Annotated in this window: 25 protein-coding genes; all 25 read right to left on the bottom strand. The window is 59.5% G+C overall.

Annotation, left to right across the window (positions count from 1 at the left end; translation table 11 throughout):
* Positions 1 to 49: 49 nt before the first annotated feature.
* The 25 genes from flgA to fliF all read right to left on the bottom strand — a co-directional run bounded on the left by flgA (position 50) and on the right by fliF (position 23,822).
* The gene (gene flgA / locus GDA65_10710) at positions 50 to 880 is read right to left on the bottom strand and encodes a flagellar basal body P-ring formation protein FlgA (protein ID MBA5863164.1); all 831 of its coding nucleotides are present in this window, start codon (positions 878 to 880) and stop codon (positions 50 to 52) included.
* Positions 880 to 1,671 carry a flagellar basal-body rod protein FlgG gene (flgG, locus tag GDA65_10715; protein MBA5863165.1) on the bottom strand — a complete coding sequence of 264 codons (792 nt, stop codon included), beginning with the start codon at positions 1,669 to 1,671 and terminating at the stop codon, positions 880 to 882. The genes flgA and flgG overlap by 1 nt, the downstream gene beginning before the upstream one ends.
* Before the next feature lie 9 nt (positions 1,672 to 1,680).
* On the bottom strand, positions 1,681 to 2,448 hold the full coding sequence (gene flgF, locus GDA65_10720) for a flagellar basal-body rod protein FlgF (GenBank protein MBA5863166.1): 768 nt from the start codon (positions 2,446 to 2,448) through the stop codon (positions 1,681 to 1,683).
* A gap of 278 nt (positions 2,449 to 2,726) precedes the next feature.
* Entirely contained in the window at positions 2,727 to 3,593 is an 867-nt protein-coding gene (locus GDA65_10725; GenBank protein ID MBA5863167.1) for a diguanylate cyclase, read from the bottom strand.
* A gap of 151 nt (positions 3,594 to 3,744) precedes the next feature.
* Entirely contained in the window at positions 3,745 to 4,506 is a 762-nt protein-coding gene (locus GDA65_10730) for a FliA/WhiG family RNA polymerase sigma factor (GenBank protein MBA5863168.1), read from the bottom strand.
* Between the two features lie 19 nt (positions 4,507 to 4,525).
* On the bottom strand, positions 4,526 to 5,392 hold the full coding sequence (locus GDA65_10735) for an AAA family ATPase (protein ID MBA5863169.1): 867 nt from the start codon (positions 5,390 to 5,392) through the stop codon (positions 4,526 to 4,528).
* 27 nt (positions 5,393 to 5,419) lie between these two features.
* Positions 5,420 to 6,703 (bottom strand): flagellar biosynthesis protein FlhF, encoded by a 1,284-nt coding sequence (flhF, locus tag GDA65_10740; protein ID MBA5863170.1) that lies wholly within the window; start codon positions 6,701 to 6,703, stop codon positions 5,420 to 5,422.
* Positions 6,700 to 8,808: a flagellar biosynthesis protein FlhA gene (gene flhA, locus GDA65_10745; protein ID MBA5863171.1), complete on the bottom strand. Its 2,109-nt coding sequence runs from the start codon at positions 8,806 to 8,808 to the stop codon at positions 6,700 to 6,702. The genes flhF and flhA overlap by 4 nt, the downstream gene beginning before the upstream one ends.
* 22 nt (positions 8,809 to 8,830) lie before the next feature.
* Positions 8,831 to 9,913, bottom strand: a complete 1,083-nt coding sequence (gene flhB / locus GDA65_10750) for a flagellar biosynthesis protein FlhB (protein ID MBA5863172.1) — start codon at positions 9,911 to 9,913, stop codon at positions 8,831 to 8,833.
* Positions 9,906 to 10,694, bottom strand: coding sequence for a flagellar biosynthetic protein FliR (gene fliR, locus GDA65_10755; GenBank protein MBA5863173.1), 789 nt, complete (start codon positions 10,692 to 10,694; stop codon positions 9,906 to 9,908). Before fliR ends, flhB begins: the two co-directional genes overlap by 8 nt.
* Positions 10,695 to 10,709: 15 nt before the next feature.
* Positions 10,710 to 10,979: a flagellar biosynthesis protein FliQ gene (gene fliQ, locus GDA65_10760; protein MBA5863174.1), complete on the bottom strand. Its 270-nt coding sequence runs from the start codon at positions 10,977 to 10,979 to the stop codon at positions 10,710 to 10,712.
* 11 nt (positions 10,980 to 10,990) lie between these two features.
* The gene (fliP, locus tag GDA65_10765; GenBank protein MBA5863175.1) at positions 10,991 to 11,773 is read right to left on the bottom strand and encodes a flagellar type III secretion system pore protein FliP; all 783 of its coding nucleotides are present in this window, start codon (positions 11,771 to 11,773) and stop codon (positions 10,991 to 10,993) included.
* A 4-nt stretch (positions 11,774 to 11,777) separates the two neighbouring features.
* Entirely contained in the window at positions 11,778 to 12,146 is a 369-nt protein-coding gene (locus GDA65_10770) for a hypothetical protein (GenBank protein MBA5863176.1), read from the bottom strand.
* 56 nt (positions 12,147 to 12,202) lie between these two features.
* Positions 12,203 to 12,571 (bottom strand): flagellar motor switch protein FliN, encoded by a 369-nt coding sequence (fliN, locus tag GDA65_10775; protein ID MBA5863177.1) that lies wholly within the window; start codon positions 12,569 to 12,571, stop codon positions 12,203 to 12,205.
* A 29-nt stretch (positions 12,572 to 12,600) separates the two neighbouring features.
* Positions 12,601 to 13,572 (bottom strand): flagellar motor switch protein FliM, encoded by a 972-nt coding sequence (fliM, locus tag GDA65_10780; protein MBA5863178.1) that lies wholly within the window; start codon positions 13,570 to 13,572, stop codon positions 12,601 to 12,603.
* A gap of 23 nt (positions 13,573 to 13,595) precedes the next feature.
* Positions 13,596 to 14,135 (bottom strand): flagellar basal body protein FliL, encoded by a 540-nt coding sequence (locus GDA65_10785; GenBank protein ID MBA5863179.1) that lies wholly within the window; start codon positions 14,133 to 14,135, stop codon positions 13,596 to 13,598.
* A gap of 332 nt (positions 14,136 to 14,467) precedes the next feature.
* On the bottom strand, positions 14,468 to 15,691 hold the full coding sequence (locus GDA65_10790) for a flagellar hook-basal body complex protein (GenBank protein MBA5863180.1): 1,224 nt from the start codon (positions 15,689 to 15,691) through the stop codon (positions 14,468 to 14,470).
* A gap of 72 nt (positions 15,692 to 15,763) precedes the next feature.
* Positions 15,764 to 16,054 (bottom strand): hypothetical protein, encoded by a 291-nt coding sequence (locus GDA65_10795; GenBank protein ID MBA5863181.1) that lies wholly within the window; start codon positions 16,052 to 16,054, stop codon positions 15,764 to 15,766.
* A 12-nt stretch (positions 16,055 to 16,066) separates the two neighbouring features.
* On the bottom strand, positions 16,067 to 17,686 hold the full coding sequence (locus GDA65_10800; protein MBA5863182.1) for a hypothetical protein: 1,620 nt from the start codon (positions 17,684 to 17,686) through the stop codon (positions 16,067 to 16,069).
* A gap of 159 nt (positions 17,687 to 17,845) precedes the next feature.
* The gene (locus tag GDA65_10805; protein ID MBA5863183.1) at positions 17,846 to 18,478 is read right to left on the bottom strand and encodes a hypothetical protein; all 633 of its coding nucleotides are present in this window, start codon (positions 18,476 to 18,478) and stop codon (positions 17,846 to 17,848) included.
* A complete protein-coding gene (locus GDA65_10810; GenBank protein ID MBA5863184.1) occupies positions 18,475 to 18,915 on the bottom strand; it encodes a hypothetical protein in 441 nt (146 codons plus the stop codon). Before GDA65_10810 ends, GDA65_10805 begins: the two co-directional genes overlap by 4 nt.
* The gene (locus tag GDA65_10815; protein MBA5863185.1) at positions 18,912 to 20,219 is read right to left on the bottom strand and encodes a FliI/YscN family ATPase; all 1,308 of its coding nucleotides are present in this window, start codon (positions 20,217 to 20,219) and stop codon (positions 18,912 to 18,914) included. Before GDA65_10815 ends, GDA65_10810 begins: the two co-directional genes overlap by 4 nt.
* Positions 20,209 to 21,258 carry a response regulator gene (locus GDA65_10820; GenBank protein MBA5863186.1) on the bottom strand — a complete coding sequence of 350 codons (1,050 nt, stop codon included), beginning with the start codon at positions 21,256 to 21,258 and terminating at the stop codon, positions 20,209 to 20,211. The genes GDA65_10815 and GDA65_10820 overlap by 11 nt, the downstream gene beginning before the upstream one ends.
* Positions 21,259 to 22,260 carry a flagellar motor switch protein FliG gene (gene fliG, locus GDA65_10825; GenBank protein MBA5863187.1) on the bottom strand — a complete coding sequence of 334 codons (1,002 nt, stop codon included), beginning with the start codon at positions 22,258 to 22,260 and terminating at the stop codon, positions 21,259 to 21,261.
* A gap of 5 nt (positions 22,261 to 22,265) precedes the next feature.
* The gene (gene fliF / locus GDA65_10830) at positions 22,266 to 23,822 is read right to left on the bottom strand and encodes a flagellar M-ring protein FliF (GenBank protein ID MBA5863188.1); all 1,557 of its coding nucleotides are present in this window, start codon (positions 23,820 to 23,822) and stop codon (positions 22,266 to 22,268) included.
* Between the last annotated feature and the right edge of the window lie 41 nt (positions 23,823 to 23,863).

Raw genomic sequence — 23,863 nt, forward strand, 5'->3', positions numbered from 1 at the left:
AAGCCCGAAGAAGAGGAATCCGATCGTCTGAGAACGAGTGAATGACGGGTTAAAAGGTGACACGGACCACCCCCGGACCTACGACAGTTGCCCTCAGATCCTTGCCGGAATCAACATTGGACACCGTGATGGTTTGGCCCAGTTCGCCGTGTGACTTGGTGACACCCACGGTCTGAACCGAGAGGCCCCCCTGCCGCGCTTCGATCGTCACCCGATCGCCTTTGCGGACCGCAAACGGCTTCCGCAAGGAGGTCTGCCGGATCGCGTGTTGAGGAGGCAGCGGACGGATGGCGGCTTTCCCCACGACATCTGCCGGATTCGTGACAAACGGTTGTTTGAGGTCATACAGCACGAGGCGTTCCGTCGTGACGTCGTCGGCAGCGATCTCCTCATCAACCTTAATCGGACGGACCGGCACCACGACTTCGACGACGGCGGCGACGTCCGCCGTGGCCTCGACGGTCTTGAGAAACCGCCCATTGACGCTGAGATGAATCTGAAACACTCGGCGACCGAGCGGTTCTTCGGAATGACTCGCGCTGACTTGCAGGTCCATTGTTCCGGAAGGCACCACGATCGGTTGTTGGGGATCGCCCAGCGCCACCTGGCAATCGACGGCTCGTCCGGCGAGTTCGCGCTTGACGAAATCGCGGATGACCCCGCGGATCTGTTCCGGATAAATCGTGCGTTTTCCGCGGGTCAACGGGAGGCTGTGAGCACTGTGTACGAGGGCTTCGTGCACGCGGAATAGGGGCCGGATGGGAGCCCGCTCCCCTGCCGCCGCAGGAAGGATCGCGCTCGCGAACAGGCTGAGGGTCGCCACACAGATAAGGCCGGCTCGGTTCACGGGTGTCACCTCTGCTTCAAGGACGGCGCCGATTACCGGCGCAGGTTATTGGCGATCTGCATCATTTCATCGGATGCCTGGATCGTCTTCGAATTGATTTCGTAACTCCGCTGGGCAATGATCATGTTGACCATCTCTTCCGCCAGATTGACGTTGGAACTTTCCAGAAATCCCTGCTGCAGCGTGCCGAAACCGGTCGAAAACCCGCCGGTCCCCTGCTGCGCCGGTCCCGAGGCAAAACTGTCGAGGAACAGATTGCCGCCCATCGCGACCAGTCCGGATGGGTTGTCGAAGCGCACCAACTGAATCTGCCCCACCTGCGACGCCTGAGTCACGCCGGGGAGCAGCACCGAGACGGTGCCGTCCTGGCCGATGTCGATTTTGAGCGCGCCGGACGGGATGGTAATGACCGGGGTCAGCTGATCGCCGTCACCGGTGACCAGATTGCCGACGTTGTCGCGCTTGAAGGACCCGTTACGGGTATACATGATCGTGCCGTCCGGCCTGGCGACCTGAAAAAATCCTGCGCCGTCGATGGCCAGATCCAGGTCATTGCTCGTCTGACGCATGTTTCCTTGCATCCACTCCTTGGCCACGGTGATGGGACGGACGCCGCCTCCGACCTGTACGCCCACGGGAAAGACGCCGACGTTCGACGCGTTCGTGCCGGGCAAGCGTTGAATCTGATAGAGCAGGTCGCCGAATTCCGCCCGGCTGCGCTTGAACGCATTCGTGTTCACGTTCGCCAGATTGTTCGCGATCGTGTCCACGTTGAGTTGCTGGGCCGTCATGCCCGTCGCGGCCGTCCACATTGCGCGAATCATACACTCCTCCTATTGCACCCGGCCGAGATCCTGGATGGCCGTATCCGTCATATGGTCCAGCGTCTGAATGAGCTTTTGCGCCGATTCATAACTCCGCATGCCCTGAATCATCTTCACCATTTCGCTCAACGAATTGACGTTCGATTCTTCGATATGTCCGGACTGGAGCTGTGGTTTCTTCGAGACGGCCGGCTTCCCGCCGGTAAACAAGCCTTCGGCGTATTTCTGCGGCATCTCGTTCGGAGAAAATTCAACGACCTTGATCGTACCGATCGGGTTCCCGTCGACTTGAATCGCGCCTTCGGTGTTGATCTGAATGTTGCCGGGCGGGACCTTGATCTCGCCTTTGGTTCCCATCACAGGATGGCCGAGGTTTGTCACCAACCGTCGTTGGCCATCGAGTGAGAAAATGCCGTTGCGGGTATACCGCACCCCGTCGGGGGTCTTGACCTCAAAGAATCCATCGGTCTGGATGGCGACGTCGAGCGGATTGCCGGTAATGCGGATCCGTCCCGGCTCGAAGGTCGTTCGCATGCCGTTCGCTTCAGTAAACACGCGCTCGGTCGGGCCGGCCGGTCTGGTGGAGATGGTCGTGGTGATGCCGCTGGATGCGGCTCCCATCCCTACCGACCCGCCACGGGCCAAGAGTCCGCGAAACCCCTGTTGGTCCTGTTTGAATCCGGCCGTATTGACGTTCGCCAAATTGTTGGCGAAGACCTGTAGTTGCTTTTCTTGAGCGACTGCGCCGGAAAGTATGGGATAGATGGCTCGATTCATATGGTGTCGGTTCCAACCCTTCTGTCTGTGTCACAGGAGGAGTTAGCAATCGACATGCCATTGCGAAGAGATGCGTGGAGCAATGTGCCCGCAACGTCCGGCGAAAGAAATCACCTATGATTACCAAGAGATGGCGATACAACTGTTGGTGAATGTTCGCGCGCGCCGGCCGGTGAGGCCGATGAGAGCTGTCAAAGATGCTGACGGTGGGAAGTCTTTACCGGAGACTGGGAAAGTCCTGCCTACCTCGGCGAGTGTCCGGGATACAGCACGGAGGATCAGGCCACAATCGTCGAGGTGGGCGCCGCAGAATTCGCGAGCATGTTCTCTGGGCCGGATATCCCCGGGGCGTGGGTCTGCGCTGCCTCCAGGGCACGGGTGGCTGCGTCGAGCAGGACATTGGGATCAAGAGCGTCGCGGGTGGAGAGACCGACACCGACCCGGCTGGTCAGGAAGACTTCCTGGTGATCGAGGGTAATCGGCAGAGCGATAGCCCCCTGCATTTTCCTGGCGAGAACCATCACCTCATCGAGACCCGTCACCTGCTCCAGCAACACCGCAAACGTCCGTTCGGCCACCCTCGCCACTGTGTCCGTGGTGCGCAAGGCGCTCTTCACGCGAGCCGCCTCGATCCGGTAGATGAGATGGCGGTTCAGTTCGGCCGACATTTCGGCGGCAGGAATGAAATAGTCCAGCTCGATCATGAGCACCGCCACCTGGCGGCCATGCTGTTGGGCGCGGATCAGGGCCTGATTGAGGAGCGAGCAGAAGAGGCGATTCAACGGTAAACCGGTGACCGGATCGTATGTGCTTTTCACGGCATCCTCTGACGCATTCCAGCGCCTCTGCGCGGTGGAGGTGCGGCTGTGCGGCGTCCAGAAGCTCGCCCCGAAAATCACCAGGGTAAACGCCACTCCAATCGAGATCATCACGGGGTAGGCCGTTAAAGCGGAGACGGTCAGGAGGCCGATGGCCGCCGTCCAGTATAAGCCGCCGGCCATGAACAGAAGACAGGCCAGCACGCCGAATCGGGCAACGGCATATGACCGGAAGTGGGCCTCATCATCAGACCAGGCCTGCCGGTGGACGGGCTCCGGTCCGGCGGGAGCAGGCGAATCGTTGGATGCAGGTCGAGGCACGCGCATACGCGGGAAGAACCTCAATGGTTACGCAATAAATATCGGCGTCGAGAAGGTATCGGATGGAGTGGAGGGAAACTAAAGGCCGTCTGCCGGCCTTCATGGCAGCCGGTGATCGCACTGACAGCAAGGGGGAGAAGCCGATTCGAACCTGTCCTTAGACATCGACCGGTTCAAGCCGGGCCTTGAGGTGAAGAATGGCTTTCGAATGGATCTGGCAGACCCGCGACTCCGTGACTTTCAGCGCCTGCCCGATTTCTTTCATGGTCAGCTCCTCGAAATAGTAGAGCGACAGCACCAGGCGCTCCTTCTGAGGCAGGTCCTGGATCGCCGATTCCAAAACATGGCGGGCCCGCTCGTTGACAAGGACCGAGAGCGGGTCCGGCTGGTTGGAGTCGGTCAACATGCTGATGATCTTGTGTCCATCCGCATCCTGCACCCCGAGATCATCCAGGCTGATCACGACCGCGCCGCGCGAACGGGTCAGGAAATCATCCAGCTCCTCCGCGGACATTTTGAGTTCTTTGCCGACTTCCTGGTCCGTCGGCGGACGACCGAGTCGATGCAGCAGTTCGGAATAGGTTTTTTGGAGCAGGGAGATCCGCTCGTGGACCGAGCGCGGAATCCAGTCCATCGACCGGATTTCATCGAGCATGGCGCCGCGAATACGAAACTCCGCATAGGTTTTGAATTTCGCCTCGCGGGTCGGGTCGTATTTGTCCATCGCATCCATGAGCCCCATGATACCCACGGACATCAGATCTTCCGCATCCATGTAAGCCGGCAGCCGGAAGGCCAGCCGATGAGCCATGGCTTTCACGACATGGGTGAATTCCTGAATGACCCGTTCACGCTCCGCTTCCGCAATCACCCGGCGCGAAGCATTGCCGGCCGCAGACATTTTGCGTGCTTCCATCATGCGCGTAGCGTCCTTTCAGTCAGTGCGTCCGCAAGAGTTGTTGCCAGAGGAACTGCACTGTGCCCTTCGGAAGCGCCGGTGGCGTCAGCTGCGCCACCGCTTCAGTCAGCTCTCGAAATGCGCGGCTGGCCGGCGCGTGAGGAAACAGATCGACGACGGCCCGCTGTTGGGAGACCGCCATCGGCACATAGTCGTCTTGGGGAATGGCGCCCAGGTAATCGAGGGAGATATGAAGGAACCGGCTGACGGCGACTTCCAGTTTCTGGTAGATGCGGGCCGCATCCCGCGGGGACTTCACCATATTGACGAGGACATGAAAGCGCCGTTCCCGGTATTGGCGCAACAGCACCTTCATCAAGGCGTAGGCGTCGGTCAGGGAGGTGGGCTCCGGAGACACAACGACCACGATGGATTGGGCGGCGGCGGCAAAATACGTCACGGTTGAAGAAATCCCCGCGCCGGTGTCGATCAACAACACGTCCATGGTGGAGGCCAGGCGTTCCAATTCTTCCTGCAAAATCAGCTGCTGCGCCTCGGTCAACACGGTCAGTTGTGAAATACCGGTGCTGGCGGGCAGCACGACGATTCCATCAGGCCCGGTCAACGCGATGTCCTCGAGCCGGCAGGTTTTGGCGAGGACGTGCTCCAGCGTGTATTTGGGCGTCAGGCCGAGGAGAATATCGACATTCCCCAAGCCGAGATCGGCATCCAGCACCAGCACGCGCTTGCCCGTCCGGGCCAGGGCGATCGCCGTGTTTGCCACCACATTGGTCTTCCCCACCCCGCCTTTTCCGCTGGTGACGGTGATGACCTGCGTGCGAGAGGGACCGGCGCTGCCGTCAAACGTGTTCAGTTGCGGATCCAAAATGTCTGGTTCGATCGCCATCGTCTCTCCCCTTTGATTCGCTCCCATCTATCGTGAGTACGTCTTGACTGCGGGCACAACTGCCGGAGTGGCCTGCCTGATCCATGGATGGCCAGTGCTTTCCCCCGGCGTCCGAACCTGCCCTCCCAGGAGCAGGTCGCCCAAGCGGTTGACTTGCGCCTGGACTAAGTCATCGGGCACGCGCTGACCGGTGCCCCAGTAGGAGAGCGGAATCCCGGTACGATGCGTGGCTTCAAAAATTCCGCCATACCCGGTCGTTTCATCCAGCTTGGTGAATAGCAGCCGCAAGGACGGCACATCCACACATTGGCTGGTGCTGACGACGATGTCCGGTACCCGCGTCCCGGCGGCCAGCACGAGATGAACCTCCAGGGGAAGGGCTCCGTTGACCAACCCCCTCCAACGCTGCGCCGCGATTGGCTCATAGGGGCTGAATCCCGCCGTATCAATCAGGATCAATTCGGCCTCGCGAGCCTGCTTGATAGCCGCGCGGGTTTCCTCGCATGACCCCGCCACAACCAGCTCGATCCCCAGGACTTCCGCATACAGCCGCAGGTGCTCCACCGCTGCCGGACGATAGGTGTCCATCGTAATCAGGGCGACACTCCGTTGTTCGACAATGCCATAGTGCGTCGCCAGCTTCGCAATGCTGGACGTTTTACCCACACCGCTTGGTCCGACAAACAGCGCGATCTTCTGTTCGCCGGCGGTGCTCAGCAGCGGACCGGCGGTGGTGACGCGGTCCAGCAACACCGTCCGCAATAACTGTAGAGAGGAATTACGTTGGCTTGCCCCCTGCTCCACCAAGGTCTCGCGCAATTCGCGCAGGCAGGCTTCGGCGGTGGCATGCTCCACACCTTGAGCCAGCAGGTCTTCATACACGCGCTGGAACGACTGAAAGGTGGTGGCCTGATTGTCCTTGCTGCCGTCGGAAGACGTCACCGTGCGCGGAAGTTCCCGGGGCGCCATCACCGCCTGGCGCGCCGATGGCCGCCGCGTTTCATCGTTCTTGTCCATCGCGCCCTGCAGCGTCTTTTGAAACCGTGACTCCTCGGCGGACACTGCGGGAGCTTGCGCGGCAGCCGGAACGGCGCGATCCTCTTCGCCCAGTATCGGCGCGGATTCCGGCACCGCCGCATCGTCTTCAATGGCGGCCATCACTTCGAGCATCGATCCGCCCAGGAGGCCGAACCCGTTATCCCATGATCGCACCCGCTTCGTGGAGAGAATGACGGCATCCGGCCCCAGCGTATCCTTGATGGAGCGAATGGCTTCATGCATCGTTGCCACGTGAAAGGTCCGTACCTTCATGCCAGGCTCCTCGTGTCAGCGCCGTCGAGATCGAGACGAACTGTTTCCATGGCTTGCAATCTGGTCACGCTATCCACCTCGTTGAGTCCCAGGATCGGGACCGAGTGCAAAATACGGTCCGTCAGTTTCCGGAGATGCCGTCGTAGCGACGGGGAACAGAGAATCACCGGTTGATGTCCCCGCCCGACCATTCGCTCCGCGGCCTGCTTCAATGCACTGAGCAGTTTCTGTGCCACCAGCGGATCGGGAACCCACTGGTTGCCCTGCCCGGCTGCATTCGCCTGATCGGCGAGGGTGCGGTCCAGGCGCGGGTCGAGGCCGATGATCGGCAACGAGCCATCCGGAGCGAGATATTGTTTCGTAATCGTCCGTCCCAGCGCCTGACGCGCGACTTCCGTGAGAATATCGGCATCCTTCGTGCTCGCCGCATGGTCGGCGATGGTTTCCAAGATGGTTCGCAGATCGCGAATGGGAACTCCCTCGCGCAAGAGATGCGACAACACGCGCACCAGCGTCCCGAGCGGAATCAGATTGGGAATGACTTCCTCGACCAGCTTGGGGTGATTCTTGCCTAGCTGGTCCAATAACCCCTGCACTTCCTGCCGCCCCAAGAGTTCGTGCGCATGCCTCTTAATCAGCTCAGAGAGATGCGTCGCGATAGCGGAGCCCGGGTCCACGACGGTGTATCCGGCCATCTGCGCCTGTTCACGCTGCTGCTCCGGAACCCACATCGCGGGGAGCCCGAAGGCCGGCTCCTTGGTCGGCAGGCCGTGAATCATGCCCCGCTGCGCCGTGCCCGGGTCGATGGCCAACACATGGGCCGGCATCACCTCTGATTTGGCCAACTCGACGCCTTTGAGGAGCGCCGCATATTCGTTGGGCCTGAGTTGCAGATTGTCTCGAATGTGGATCGGCGGCAGGACGAATCCCATCTGCTCGGCAAATTGGCGCCGTAAGCCTTTGATCCGATCGAGCAAGGCACCGCCCTGCCCTCCGTCAACCAGACCGATGAGTCCGTACCCCACCTGGACTTCCATGAGGTCCAGCGGAACGACCTGGGTGGCGGCTTCCTCAGCTTTGACTTGCGGGGATTCTTTTTCAGGAACTGCGGCGGCGATCTTTTGCTGTTCATTGAGTTGAAAGGCCATCCAGCCGGTCAGACTGCCGAGCGCCAGAAATGCCAGATGGGGTAACCCAGGCACCAGGCCCATGGCAAGCAGAATGCCGGAGGCAGTGCCGATGGCTTTGGGCGAAATGAGGACCTGCCGGGTGATTTCGAATCCCAGGTTCACCTCGGAGGCGGCGCGGGTGATGACGATACCGGCGGCGGTGGAGACGATGAGCGCCGGGACCTGCGCCACGAGGCCTTCGCCGACCGTCAGCAAGGTATACGTCTGCGCGGCGGCAGACAGGGTCATGCCCTGCTGCAGCACGCCGATGGTCAATCCACCGAGAATATTGACGAGCGTGATGACCACCGCCGCTATGGCATCGCCCCGGACGAACTTACTCGAACCATCCATCGCTCCATAAAAGTCCGCTTCCTGCGCGATATCCTTTCGCCGCTGACGAGCCTCTTTGTCATTGATCAGGCCGGCATTCAAATCCGCATCAATGGCCATCTGCTTGCCGGGCATGGCATCCAAGGTAAACCGGGCGGCGACTTCCGCCACGCGGCCGGCGCCTTTGGTGATGACGACAAAGTTGATGATCACCAGAATCGAGAAGACGACCAGTCCGACGGTATAGTTTCCGCCGACGACGAAATTGCCGAATGCGCGGATGACTTCCCCTGCCGCAGCCGCGCCTTCGTTGCCGTGCAGCAGAATCAGCCGCGTGGACGCGATGTTGAGGGCCAGGCGCAGCAGCGTCACCATCAGAAGAATCGAGGGGAAGACAGAGAACTCCAGCGGCCGACGGACCTGCATGCCGACCAGGAGAATAATGATCGACAGGGTAATGTTGAAACTGAGCAACAGGTCCAAAAAGAAGCGCGGCAGCGGGACCAGCATGACCATCAAAATGCCGACCACGCCCACGGACATCAGAATGTCCGGGTGTTTCACCAGGGATGTGCTGGGTATCGAGGTATTGTCCTTCACCATCTCCGCTCCCTACCGGCCGGGATTATGCCGGCGGCAATTTTCCACGCACGCGATACACGAAGGCCAGAATTTCGGCGACGGCGCGGTAGAGGTCTTCCGGAACCTCCCGGCCCACTTCGACCAACTTGTACAGCGTCCTGGCCACCAGTTTGTTCTCCACGATCATGACGCCGTGCTGGCGACCGATTTCCCGGATCTTTTCGGCGACGAAGCCGGCGCCTTTGGCCACCACGACCGGCGCTCCCATCGCCTTCGAATCGTATTTCAATGCCACTGCCAGATGAGTCGGGTTCGTGATGATGACGTCCGCCTTGGGCACGGCAGCCATCATGCGCTTGCGCGACATCTCACGCTGGGTGCTGCGGACCTTCGCTTTGAGCCCGGGATCTCCTTCCGCTGCGCGGCTCTCTTCCTTGATTTCGTCGCGCGACATCCGCAGGCCGCGCTCCCATTCAAAACGCTGATACCCGTAGTCCAGGGCGCCGATGACCAGCGCCGCGCCGCTCATCATGAGCGCGGCCTTGAAGGTGGCCCATCCCACCGTGGGCAACAGGGTCTCCATTCCGAATTGGGTCAGCGGCGAAAATTGGAGCATGTCCTGCTTGATGGTGAGGTACCCGACGCCTCCGATCGCCAGGATCTTGAGCCAGGATTTCACCAACTCGCTCAAGGCCCGAACAGAAAAGAGCCGGGAGAATCCGCCCAGCGGGCTGATGCGCGACCAATCAACACTCAGCCCGTCCTTCCGCCAGAGGAAGCCTGTTTGCATCAGGTTGGCTCCCACACCCACCACGGCAATCCCCGCCACAACGGGTCCGATCATGAGAAACACGTCGATCCCGATTTGCCGCAGAATCAGATGCAGGTGATCGAGGCTGAGCGCCCGGAGCGTCGATTCCTCCATGGATTGGCTGAGCCAATGGCGCAAGGAATTGCGTAGTCGCTCCATCATCACGGGAGTCATCCAATAGAGCGCGGCAAAACTCCCCAACAACGCGACCGCCATGGCGGCATCGCGGCTGAGAGCGATCTGACCTTTCGCTCTCGCTTCTGCTTTGCGTTTCGGTGTTGCCTGTTCTGTGCGATTTTGTGCGCTGTCAGCCATGCCCCAACCCCTTCAGGAGACTCAAAATCGTCTCCACAAGGCTTTCGAATTCTTTCTCGAACAACGACAGCGTAAACGGCATGGCCAGACTCATGGCAAACAGGCCCGCCCCGATCGTGATCGGGAAGCTCAAGATAAACACGTTCATTTGAGGCACGGCACGCCCGAGGATAGCGAGGACCGTATTGACGATCAGCAGCGTCGCAAAGACCGGGGCCGCCATCTTCAGCGCGACGCCCAGCATGTTCTGCGCCAAATGGATAATGTCGGTGGCGATGCTGTCGGAGAGTTTGGCGCCGAAGGGCGGCACAAACTCGTAACTCATGCCGATGGCATGTACCACCATTAGGTGCGCGTTGAGCGAGAGAAACACCAACGACCCGAGCGTCAGCTGAAATTGCGCGATGATCGGAGCGTGTTGATGGCTCATCGGATCGAACATCTGGATCGCGCTGAACCCCATCTGCGTACCCACCAGCTCGCCGGCCACTTGAAAGCCGGAAAACAAGAGACGGACCGCGAGACCGATGGTCAAGCCGATCAGGAATTCGCTGCCGATGCCCGCAATCACCAGGGCGGGATCGTTCGGAAAACTGGGCAACTGAATGATCGGCGCCAGAACCAGTCCCAGCATCGTGACTAAACCGGCCTTCACCGGCATCGGGATGGTGAGCGTGTTCAGGATGGGAAAGACGCTGATTATGCCGGCAATCCGGACCAACAGAATCGAGAAGGATTGAAAGTGTGGCAGGGCGAGGTGCAGGGTTTGCGCGGCGTTCATGCTGTCAACGACCTGTCAGTGAATCAACGTCGGAATGCTGGTGATGATATGGGTCATAAACGCAATGAGCACGCCCATCATCCAGGGCAGAAACAGCAATGTGGCGGCAAATACCGCCAGCACTTTCGGCACGAACGTCAGCGTCGCTTCGTTGATCTGGGTCATCGCCTGAAACGTGCTGACCAGCAAGCCGACGATCAGGCTCAGGCCTAAGACTGGCGCCGAGACCAACATGGCGGTTTCGATGGCCTGGCGCCCGATTTCCGTGACCGTTTCAATCGTCATCGTCAACAGTCCTATTGAAAGCTCTTCACCATAGACCCGACCACGAGATACCAGCCGTCTGCCAGAACAAAGAGGATCAGCTTGAACGGCAGAGAAATCATGACGGGTGGTAGCAGCATCATGCCCATGGACATCAAGACACTGGCCACAACCATGTCCACAATGAGAAACGGAATGTAGAGGAGAAATCCGATTTGAAACGCGATACGCAATTCGCTGAGGACGAACGCGGGAATGATCACATGCGTCGGAACCTGGTCCACTTGCGCAGGTTTCGGGGAATGGGACAGTTCCAGGAACAGTTCCAGATCCTTATCCCGCATTTGTTTCAACATGAAGCCCCGAATCGGTTGAATCCCCCGATTCCAAGCATCCTCATAGCCGATTTGTTCGGCCAGCAGCGGCTGCAGCGCATCGGTGTAGACCGCTTGTCCCACTGGAGCCATCACAAACATGGTGAGAAAGAGGGCCAAACTGATCAGCACTTGATTGGGCGGCACCTGCTGCGTCCCGAGGGCCTGGCGAAGAAATGAGAGCACGATCACCATGCGCGTGAACGACGTCACCATGATGAACAACGCCGGCGCCAGGGACAGGACGGTCAACAGCGCGAGAATCTGCAGAACCACGGCGGTCTGTTTGGCGCCGCTCTGGCCGAGGTCCAGCGTCAGCGAGGGCCCCTCCGCATACACGGTCGAAGCGCTGATCAGCATCATGAGAAGGGCCAGCACGAACCATCCTGTGCTGCGACCGCTCGGGCCACAGACTGTCCTTGGTCGACTCCGAAGAGACATGAACTTACACGCCGGCATGGACGGTCTCCTCGCGATGCTGCGACCGGCCCGGATCAGATGGCTGGATGAAAGGACTCGATGGCGTATCGAGCATGAGCCGTTTCACCTGCTCCGGATCCGTGACTTTCCCGAGCAGCACCACATCAGTCGCTGTGGTGCCAAGAATCAGGAGCTCGCCGGCGGCGGCGACCACCATCACATGCTTGCGGGATCCCAGCGAACCACTGCCGAGAATTTTCACCAGCGGTGCGCCTCCGACGGGGAGAAAGCGCTGGCCCACCCTGGATTTCACGACGGCCAGGAGGCCTAGAATCAACGCCAGGACAACCCCCAGCGCTGACACCATGCGGACCACGCTTTCCCAAATCTCCATGAAACGATCGACCTTCTTTGCGCGCGCCCCGGCAGTCTTGCCGGGGCGCGCCGCGGTTACCCGAGTTGCTGAATGCGCTGATTGGGACTCACGACATCGGTCAACCGGATGCCGAACTTTTCGTTGACCACCACGACCTCGCCGCGCGCGACCAGCTTGTTGTTGACCAGCACTTCCATCGGCTCTCCGGCCAGTTTATTCAGTTCAATGACGGACCCCTGTCCAAGCTGCAACAACTCGCGAATCAACATGCGCGTCGAGCCGATCTGCACGGTCACCTGCAACGGAATGTCGAGGACGAAATCGATATTTTTGTTGGCCGGCACCGCTCCATGGTTATCGACCGGGGGAAACGAGGTCGCCTGCGGGCTCATGTCCGCGGCATTGGATCCATCTGTCTGCGGGGTTGTATCGCCGTTGCCCATGCGCAAGTCTCCTTTAATTCCGGCGCGACCTAACTCAAGACCCTGGTAACGCGGCAGGCATGATTGCCTTTGAACACCCCGGGCTGCCCGTGGAATTTCGGATCGCCTTCTACCAGACACAGCATCGGATCACCGGGATGTTGATCCAACATCAACACATCGCCGGGATTAAAGTTCATGAGGTCCTGCACATTAATTTTGGCGGTTCCGAGTTGAACGGTTACAGCCACATCACATTCCTGTAGCGAATCCTTAAACCGACTTCCCCAGCTGCTGTCTTGCTCGACGTTATCGGCAAATAAGCCCGAGTAGAGCTTTTCTTTAATCGGCTCCAGCATGGAATAGGGATACGCGATAAACATTTCACGGGTAATGTCGCCGAGATGCACCTGCAACGTGACCACCACGACAATTTCCGACGTGGTGACCACCATGGCAAATTGCGGGTTGCTCTCCGAACGCAGATACCCGAGCTTGACCGGCATGACGGCGTGCCAGGCTTTCTCGAGATCGATCAATGCTTGTTGAACGAGTTTCTTGATCAGCCGGAGTTGAATGGTCGTGAACTCTCGGCCTTCCGGCTTGACGTGAGTCTGGACTTTTCCCCCGAAGAAAAAATCCACGATCAGGTACACCAACATGGCGTCCATGATGTAGAGCCCGTTGCCGCGCAACGGCTCCATGGCGAACAGGTTGAACGAAGAGGGCACCGGAACTTTTTGGATGAAATCACCGAACTTGATGATTTGGGTGCCGAGGACGCTGAATTCGATCTTCTCGCGCAAGACACTCGTCCAGGATACGGATTGCTGGCGCGTGAAGCGGTCATTGATCATTTCCATCGTGGGCATGCGCCCGCGAATGATCCGCTCCTGGTTCGTCAGACTGTAGGTTTTGATGCCGCCGGGTTCTTCCTCTTCCTTCGGCGCCGTTTCGACCTCGCCGGACATGACGCCGCCCATCAAGGCATCGATTTCTTCCTGGGAAAGTATCTTGTCCATGATGTCCTCGACGGCGGTTCCGGCTACTGAATCACGAATTCCGTGAAGTACGTCGATTTGACGGATTTTTTCGGCAGCAGTCCGTTGATGCGTTCGGTGATGTCGTCGCGCAACTTGTGTTTCCCCTGCGGCGAGCGGGCGGTGGCCGAATCCAGACTGGTCAAGAGCACGAGAATGGCATCGCGAATTTGCGGTGTGCGCGCCTTGATCTGCTCAACCGTTCCGGCATTGTCCGTTTCCACCTTCATGGTCACTTTGAGGTACCGAATTTCAGGCGAATCCGCGAGGTTGACGATGAAGGGATCCAGATCGGCGATGGCGCTGGCATCGGCAACGGCGCCATGCTCCCCTCCTGATTTCTCTTCAGCTGCGCCATGCCCGGAAGCCTTTTCTCCTCCACCCTCGGCCTGCGCTTTCTCGGCGGAGGATCCGCCCATCATTTTCATCATCGCAAAGGCGCCACCCAACGCGAGGACCAATACTCCCGCGACGATAATGATGACCATCTTCATGGGAATCCCAGCCGGTGCTGCGGGCGCCTTTTCTTCAGCTGCGTCTGACATACAAACCTCCTGCGGACAGTGTTTGCCGGTGCCGGTCAGTTGTGCAATGCATATGCCACGTAGGGCGCAGACCGCGCCTGTCGACCGCTGCGCGCAACGGGTCAGATCGTGTGATAACACAATGATTTGGAATGGCTGATGCTCTCGCGCGAACGTTTCCCGCCAACGCAAGGAATATGTTGTCACGGTAGTGACGCGGGATTCGCGGGAGCTGACAGAATGTTGACGAGAGGAAAGAGACGATCGGGAGCGATGGCGTGAAGGAGCACTAGGTAGAAATTGCCGACTGAAGCCCCGGCGCGGTGATCGCACCGTGCCGGGGCCCTCACCGGTTATCGCTTGAGATTCACGAGCTCCTGCAACATTTCGTCGCTGGTCGTGATGGCCCGTGAATTGGCCTGGAAGGCGCGCTGGGTAATGATCATGTCCACAAACTCTTTGCCGAGATCTACATTGGACTGTTCCACGGTTCCCGACAGAACCCTGCCCAAACCATTGATCGTTGGCGCCCCGGCCAGGGCCGCGCCGGATTCGACCGTCTCCAGGAAATGGTTGTCGCCGACATTGGCCAATCCATCGGGATTGGTGAAGCGGCTCAACACCACTTGCGCCAGAGCCCGGGTTTGTCCATTCGTAAACTGCGCCATCACTTTTCCTTCCTTGTCGACGCTGATGCGATCGAGCGTGCCGGATGAATAACCGTTTTGTGTCTGGCTCTGCACGCCGGATGCCGCCCCGAACTGAGTTAACGAGGCCAGGTTGACCGTCACGGTTTGTGGCGTCGTGGCGCCGTTCGTCAGCGTGGCGGTGATGGTCTGCGTGCCACCCGCAGTCACGGCGCCGCTCGCATTAAACGTCATATTGGTTTGTGCCGCCGCCGCGCCGCCATCGATCTGGGAATAGACGCCCCAGGCATTCGCGGCCGTTTTCCGGAAATACAACTGCATCTGGTGTGAGTTGCCCAACGAATCATAAAACGTCATCCCGGTAGAGAAGTTGTATGACGTGGTATCGGTCACGCTGAACGCCGTCGTCGGTACCGTGGCATTGGCGTTGAGATTTCCAAGAATGGTCGCGGTTGACGTCGTCTGCGGCGGGACGGCGCTTGAGGTCAACGTGATGCCCCCGACCGTGCTCGTGATATTGCCGATGGTGTCAGCCTGGTACCCTTGCAGAAGAGCGCCGCTGGCATCGACGACCCGCCCCAGGCTATCCACCTTGAATTGTCCGGCCCGCGTGTAAAAACTCGATCCAGAGGCATTGCGCACCAGATAGAATCCATTGCCGTCGATCGCCAGATCGAAGGTATTCCCGGTGGTGGTCATTGAGCCTTGGGAAAAATTGGTTTGCACATCGTTGAGGTACACCCCGAGTCCGATCTGATCGCTGCCGGCGCCACCCGCCATGCTGGACGAAATCAAATCCGAAAACGTGGCCCGGCTTGATTTGAATCCTGCCGTTCCAACGTTGGCGATATTATTGCCGATGACACCCATGGCGTTCCCGTACGAACTCAATCCGGTCACCGCGGTGAACATCGAAGTCAAAATGCCCATGATCTCTCCTCCTTATTACCGTTCCCTGTCTGATTCTCTGAACCTACCCGACCGTCATGGACGGCGGTAGAATCACGCCACCGCTGTCGTATTGGTCTGGGTGGTCTTATTCTGGGCCGACTCCTGGAGCGCCACGCTCTTCTCCATCAAGGAGACCATCTTCGTCATCTGATCCAACTGCGAGAATTGGGCCGTCTGAGCGATGAACGCTTCGTTCTCCATCGGCTTCAAGGGATCCTGATGTTGGAGTTGCGTCACCAGTAATTTGAGGAAATCATCTTTCCCGAGCGGTTTGGGTCCATCCGTCGTCGGGGTCGATGAATCCGGCGGAGTCTTCTGCGTAATCACGTTACTGATATCCATAGTTCCTCCCTCTCAGGCAAAAAAACTCAGGCGTTCGTTCGATCCGGCACCATGGTCACCCCTCGCCCCGCGTTCATCCTCGCGCGTCGCTGACTGGGACATGTTGGAGGACGGCGGACGACCCTGTGGTTGCTGCTGCTGAAACATCCAGGCGTTGTCTCCCCGCCCCTGTTGCTGATCGACCGTGACCCGCAACATGCCCATTTCCAGGCCGGTCGTGCGCAACGACGATTCCAACGATTGTCCCTGTTGCAGCAATCCCTGGCCCAATTCTCCATGTTCCGTTCGTATATGCGCATGCACGGTTTGGTCGCTCATCATCACCCGGACGCGCAGCGGTCCCATATCGAGCGGATCCAAATCCAACGTCACGCTGTGTGAAACCGGGGCAGCCCCTCGCAGGTCGTTCACCCGTTCGGATTCAGAGGCGCGCAGCACCGCGGCGGTCTGGCCCGACTCGCTCCGGCCGGACGAACTGTCGCTCCCCGCAGGCGCCGCTTGCGCGAGACTAGTCATCCGGTCGAGAAATACCGGTCGACTCCCCTGATCGATTGACGGAGTCTGGTTCGGGAGGGAACGATCGGCGCCCCCGGAAGAATCGGGAAGACTCTGCCCGTCCTGTTCCATAAAGCGGCCAGCACCGGACCCGGCCTGGCTCTCCCCCAGAGATGTTCCTTGCGCAAGGGCGTCGAGAACCGCCGAACGATCGACATTCTCGAGCGGGGCTTGCTCCGCGTGTTTGGGATCCTGCTTAGAGACGGTCATGGCAGCAAGCGCGGGATTCAGCTGGTCTGGTTCCATGCGGAGCCCCTCAGCGACTTCAAGGGAGCCTGTCGCCCGTCCTTCTGAGACAGGGGCTTGTCCGGCAACCAGGGGGATGTCCTTCACCTCTCTCTGCACCGTGTCTTTGCCTGCCGGTTCCTCTGCCGGCGCCGCTTCCCTGCCTGTTGCTGCCCTGGGAGCCGTTTCACGTGCCGGGAGTCCATCCGCGGCCACATCACCAGCAGGTGAGGGAGCCCCCAGGGAGGTGGACGGGGCGGTTCCCTTTGCTCCGCTCTCCATGGGGATGGTAGCAATCGCTTGGCCGGCATTCTCCGAATGATCCGCTCCTGTTTCCGCTTGCGTGGGTTGCTCTTCGACCGGAGCCGTCTGAGCGGCCGGCACGATCATCGCGGCCAGCATGATGTCCTGCGGCAAGGTGTCCTGCTCATGGCTGTTCTTTTTTGATTCCTGAGCCCTGTCTTGTGGTTCCGATTCATCCGTCGACTGTGGCGTCTTTTCCCTCGAGCGTTCACTGCGCGCCAGGGTCTGTGGATTACCCTCAGACACGGTGGATCGATCCGACGGTTCGGTGGATGATTCCGGCGTGGAATGAGCGAGCGTGCGCGCGTGGGTTGCTGTCCTGTCCCCGTTGCGCACCGGAGGCGCATCATGCACGGCTTGGCTCTGACGAGCCTCCGCGCGGCCGAGCACGGTCTCAAAATGACGGGATGGCTCTGCGCCTTGGAACGCCGGCTGACGATCCCTGGCATCCTGGAGCGCCGGCGCCGGACGACTTGGAAACCCGCTGAAGAGTGGCTGCATATCAGTGGCCATACAATTCCTGTCTGTGACACGCCCATGAATAGACATGGAACACCATTACAAAGGGCGTGCCATGAGTTCGTCGCAGAAAAATGCGGCCTGACGCAAGATTTTGAGGCAACTTCGTGAACGGAGGCTTGTGAGAAGGAAATTTCTGCAGGTGGAGACGGCAAAAGCTGCCGTAAGAGGATGCGTGAACAGGAGCGGCTACGGTGTCGTCAGCAATTGTTCGGTCAGCCGGGCTGCGCGCTCCGGTTTGACCTCCGCAAGAATGGCTCCAGCTGATTTGCCTTTGAGCAGCCTGAGGACCTCGAGCGCCTTTCGTTCGGGCATGCGCTCCAGTCTGGCAGCAGCCTCTTCGGCCGGCATGGCTTCGTAGATCTTCGCCAATTGGGCTTGATTGACATTGACAGTCGGAGCGGTTTTGACCGGCGTCTTCACCTTGTCGGCCTCGCCCGCTCCCTTGGCTTGAGCGGCCTGGCGGCGCTTCTTCTCCGCCTCCACGGCTTGTTCGTGGCGCGTCACAATCTGCTCCAGCTCAGCCTTGAGTTCCAAGAGATGCGTCTCCGATCCGCGCACGGCCGTCTCACGCTTGTCTAAGAGCCGTTTGCGTTGCTCCAACATCTCGTAGATTTCCCGCGGCGCGCTCGTCGCCGGCCCTTGCACGTCTTGTTTCACGCTTTCCGGTTTCGGCTCTTCCTTCTGTGCCGCAGGTGCCGGCTTCGCATCCTCAGTCGCATGCGCCGTCGCGACGCATGTGATCAGAAGGGCACTCACGAGCCATCGGGCCGCCGCACCCCCACGCACACGCTGCTCAGCACGGCTTCCGGTCTGGGTCATGCCCGTTCTCCCTTTTGCAATGGGCTTCGCCTCCAAGCGCGTTCATCGAGCAATTGTTGATCCTGGCGTTCGCGACGGCGTCGTAAGTCCAACGCAGCGCGCGCCGTGAGGAGATCCAGTTTCTTACGATACTGCATCGCTTCGAGGAGTTCCGCGCGCTTCTCTTCCATTTTGGCCTGATCCGCTGCCAGCACGTGCTCTAAATGTTTCCGTGCCGCGATCGCCTGGTCCATGGCATCGAGGTGGCCGTAGACTTGATCCACAGTGCTTCCTGTTTGAACCTGAAGCAGATATCGATCGGCATCGGCTTTCGCTCGTGATTCCAACATGGCCATCCGATTTACGGTCTCCTGCAGGGCATGACTGAGTTCCGCCAATTCCAATTTGGCAACTTCTTCCAGTTGCAGCGCATAGGTCCTGAGGACGGTCACGTTCATTGAATCGTCCCGGCCAGCGCCAGGAGCGTGTCGATTGACTGCGGCAATCCGACCGCTTGCTTGGTTTCCTGCCGGAGAAACGACGTGATACCGTCATGGGCGGAAACGGCTTTATCGAGATCTTTGCTCGTACCGGGTTTGTACGCGCCCAGGGTGATCAGATCCTCCGAGCGTCGATAGAGCGCGGTGCGTTCAAGCACCAGGCGCGCGGCCGCATAGTGCGCAGGCGTCACAATGTCCCGCATCACCCGGCTAGTGCTCTGAAGAATATCGATGGCGGGAAAATGATTGCGCGCGGCGAGTTCACGCGACAGCACGATATGACCGTCAAGAATAGAGCGCACGGCATCCGCTACCGGATCATTGAGGTCGTCACCGTCGACCAGTACCGTGTACAAGCCGGTGATGCTGCCACCGCTTTGCGCCGGCCCAACCCGCTCGAGTAACTTCGGCAGGACGGCAAACACCGACGGGGTGTAGCCTTTCGTCGTCGGAGGTTCCCCGATGGCCAATCCGACTTCCCGCTGACTGTAGGCCAAGCGTGAGAGCGAGTCCATCATGAGCAGGACGTGTTTGCCGCAATCACGAAAATATTCCGCAATGGCGGTCGCGACGAGCGCGCCCCGGATTCGAACCAGCGGAGGTTGGTCGGAGGTCGCCACAACGACAATGGAACGGGCCCGCGCTTCAGGCGTGAGGTCGCGCTCGAGAAACTCTTTGACTTCGCGCCCCCGCTCGCCGACCAGGGCAATCACTCGTACATCCGCCTGCGTATAGCGGCTGATCATACCCAGGAGCACGCTTTTCCCCACGCCGGAGCCGGCGAACACGCCGATTTTTTGCCCCTGGCCGCACGTCAATAATGCATTGATGGCCCGAATACCAAGATCGACTGGCTGGGTGATTCGCGCCCGATGCAGAGGATTGAGTGGCGCCGCGTACAAGGGAACCCGCACGTCGCTACGGATGGGCGGCAGCCCGTCCAACGGATGTCCGAGCCCGTCAAAGATACGCCCCAACATCTGCGGGCCGACGGGTACGGACGCGACATGTCCCTTCATTACCACGCGACTGCCGGGCCCGATGCCCTGCATTTCACCTAATGGCATCAGCAATACGCGATCTTCCCGAAACCCCACGACTTCCGCCATGACGGCTCCGTGACCTCCTTCACGGGTGATCTCACAGACTTCCCCGACCGAGGTGAACGGTCCCGAGGCTTCAATGACGATGCCGACGGCCTGAGCCACCCTGCCCGTGACCGCCAGGGGCTCGACATGTTCCAATCGTTCGCTAAGCTTCACCGGTATCCCGCTTTCTCAAGGCTTCGCCCAGCCGCAACAATTGGGAATCCAGCGTCGCATCGATCAACAGGCTCTGCGCCTGGACAAGGCATCCGCCGGGGCTGATGGCGGGGTCGGTCTCAAACTTCAAGGTCAGGAGCCCGTGCGGCGTCTGGCTCAGTGCAGTACGCGCCAATTCGAGCGCGGCAAGATCCGACGGATGCACACGGACGCGGACGAGACCACTTTCATGCAAATGGGCGAGCGCGCTTCGGACTTGTGCCGCGATCATGTCGCGTTTGTCCGTAACGGCTTCCCGCACGACCTTGTGTGCAATCATGAAAGACAGCGACGCGATTTCCTCTTCAACCGTCTCATGCAGGCTCTGCCAGGTTTCTTCCAAGCGCGTCATCAGCGACGCCACCAGGTTCTGTTCCCGCTGCCGAGCCACCGCCACTCTTTCAGTTGAACGTTTTTCCCCTTCCGCCACTCCCCGCTCAAACTCGGTGAGATCCTCGGTTCCAAAAGGCCGATTGCCCCGGCTGAAATCCGCGAGGGGTACGGGGCGCAATTGAATGTTGCCGGATCGAATCAAGGTTCGGGTGAGGACGGTATTTTCCTGTCGCAACCGGTAGAGTTCCAGCAGTCTCGACACCGCCAGCCGGACCAACTCGACCTGAAACGGTTTGGTAAGAAAATCCGCCGCCCCCGCTTTCATGGCCCGAACGGCCAGTTCAATATTGCCGTGGCCGGTCATCACGATCCCAAGCAGGCGATTATCGATGTCCAACGCCTGCTGCAGAAACGTGATGCCATCGGCGCCGCCGAGCTGGACATCCACGATCACGACGGCAACGGAACGGGTCCGGAGATGACTCAGCGCTTCCTGAACAGACCCGGCGGTGAGAACAGGATGTCCCGTAGACTCGAGCATCTCGGCCAACAACAAGCAGATGGACGGCTCGTCGTCGACGATCAGGACGGCCCGCCGCGCCAGCTCCTTCTCCGACTCGACGGAAGCCGCCATCGAAACGCCCGTGCCCGCGGCAGCGTTCCCCATTTACAATAACTCCTCGCCTCCGCCGCCTCCGATCACGATGCGACCTTCCTCCTCGAGCTTACGGCAGACCTTGAGGATATTCTGTTGAGCTTTTTCAACATCCGACACCTTGACCGGTCCGCGCGTCTCCATGTCCTCCTTGAGCATTTCTGCCGCCCGGCTGGACATATTCTTCAGGAACTTCTCTTTGATTTCCGGCGTCGCGCCCCGCAACGCGATCGGCAGGTCTTCCTTGCTGATTTCCTTCATGAGCTCTTGCATCCCGCGAGAATCCAGATCCACCAGGTCATCAAAGACAAACATCAAGGCGCGGATACTTTCTGCCAGAGCCTGGTCACGCTCGGTGATCTTCGCCATGATGGCGCCTTCGGTATTCTTATCGACGCGGGTCAGAATCTCGGCCATCAGCTCGGCCCCGCCCACGGACATGCTCGACATCCCCATCGAAGCCGACAAAATTTCCTGCAAGCTGTCGCTCAGCTCCGCCAGCACCTCAGGCTGTACCTCTTGCATCGTCGCCAGCCGCAGCGAAACGTCCGCGTGCAAATGCACCGGCAAGAGGGCCAGGACGGCGCTGCCCTGTTCGGCTTCCATTTGTCCCAGGCACACGGCAATGGTCTGGGGATGTTCGATTTTGAGGATCTGCGCGATCGTACGAGCATCGACCCATTTCAAGGCGTCAATGCCCGGATAGGTTTTGGTGTTCAGGGATTCCATCATGCGCGCTGCTTTTTCAGGGCCCAGCGCCTTTTTCAGGATGGCTTCCATGAATTCGCGGCCTTCGAATTGGACCTCGCCGGATGAACTCGCCTGCTCAAATTCCGCGATCACGCTGTCCTCTTCCTGCTTGGTGATATTCGCGGTTTCTTTCATAAAGGCCCCGAGCTTGCGAATATCTTTCGGGTCGAGCGTTTTCATGACCGCCGCTGCGGCCTCTTCCCCGATCGCCCGCAGCAGGATGGCGGCTTTTTGCGCGCCGGTGAGCTCTTTATTGATGGCCATATCCGTTACGCGTTACTTTTCAGCCACTGCTTGACCACGACGGCCGTGTTCGCAGGATTGTTTTTCGCCATGTCGAGAATCTGGCCGGGTTGTTTCCCGGAGATGGCGGCTTCAACCTGTCCAACCGACGCGGGCAGTGCCGGTGTCTCACCGACGACGGCCTCCGGCGCCGACTGCACGAGCATGACCATCAACGGACGGACCACCATGAACAGAATCAGGAAGAACAACAGGCCCCCCACCGCATAGCGGATATAGGGCATCCATGCCTTGCTGCTGTCGGCTGCGGCTTCCACACCCGCGCCAACCGGTTCTTCCACTCCAAGTCCGAATTGGATACTGACCACTTCCACCTGATCCTGACGTTCAGGGGAATAACCCATGGCTTTCTTGACGATTTCTTCAATGCGTTTCATTTCTTCTTCCGAGCGAGGCACATACTTCTTCGGCTGGTCAGCCGCGGCCTCCCCTGCCTTGCCCCCTTCATAGGTGCCGTCGACCAGCACTGCCACCGAGAGCTTCTTAATGGTCCCTGTCGGCTCGACGATGCGGGAGACGGTTCGGCTGATCTCGTAGTTCACCGTCTCATTTTTTGTTTGATTGTTGTTCGAACTGGTCTGGCCGCCTTCCGCCTCCGCCCCGCCCGGCAGATTCGATTCCACGCCGGGCACGCCGCCGGAGGTGCCGTTGACACCGCTGGACTTTTCCTGCCCGCGCTGTTCGCTTCTCACGACCTGGCCGTTTGGATCGTATCGTTCTTCCGTCGTCTCGATTTTCCGGAAATCAAGTACGCTCGACACCCTGACGACGGCCTTATTCACGCCGACAATGCGTTCCAACATGGTTTGAATGCGCGTCTCGATGTCCTTCTCCAGGGTGCGTTGGTATTCCATCTGAGTCCCGGACAGTCCGGCCGCTTCATCGCTGGAGGTGTTCGAGAGGAGGTTCCCGTGACCATCGACCACGGTCACGTCACGAGCCTGAAGTCCTTCGACACTGCTGGACACCAGGTGCACCACGCCTTGAATTTGCGCTTTCGACAAGGATTGATTGGAACGGAGCGACACGACCACCGACGCGCGCGCGCGGTCCTGTTCGGTCGCAAACAGCCGCCTCTCAGGAATCGCCAAGTGCACACGGGCCCGCTCGACTTCCGGCATCTGCGTAATCGTGCGGGCCAATTCTCCCTGGAGCGCCCGCCGATAATTCAGCTTCTGCACAAAATCCGACATGCCCATGGTGGTGCGATCGAATATCTCGTATCCGACCCCGCCGCCGTGAGGAAGACCTTGCCCGGCCATTTCCAGTCGCAAGTCATGCACCTGCGCATTCGGGACAAGGATCGTCGTACCGCCGTTAGTCGTCTCATAGGGCACCTTGGCATCCTTCAACTTGTCGATAATGCCCGAGGCATCGTCGGTAGCCAGATTGGCATAGAGCACCTGCATGTCCGGCTGTTGCGTCCAGAGCGTGACGGCCACGAGACCGGCAATGGACCCGGCGAGCGCGAGCAGAATAATCAAACGTTGGTTGATCGTGAACTGGCTGAATTTTGAGAACATGGGCGGTGAAATCCTTTATGCGTGATATCCGCGCGGGAGAC

The sequence above is a fragment of the Nitrospira sp. CR1.1 genome (assembly GCA_014055465.1).
Taxonomy (GTDB): Bacteria; Nitrospirota; Nitrospiria; order Nitrospirales; family Nitrospiraceae; genus Nitrospira_A.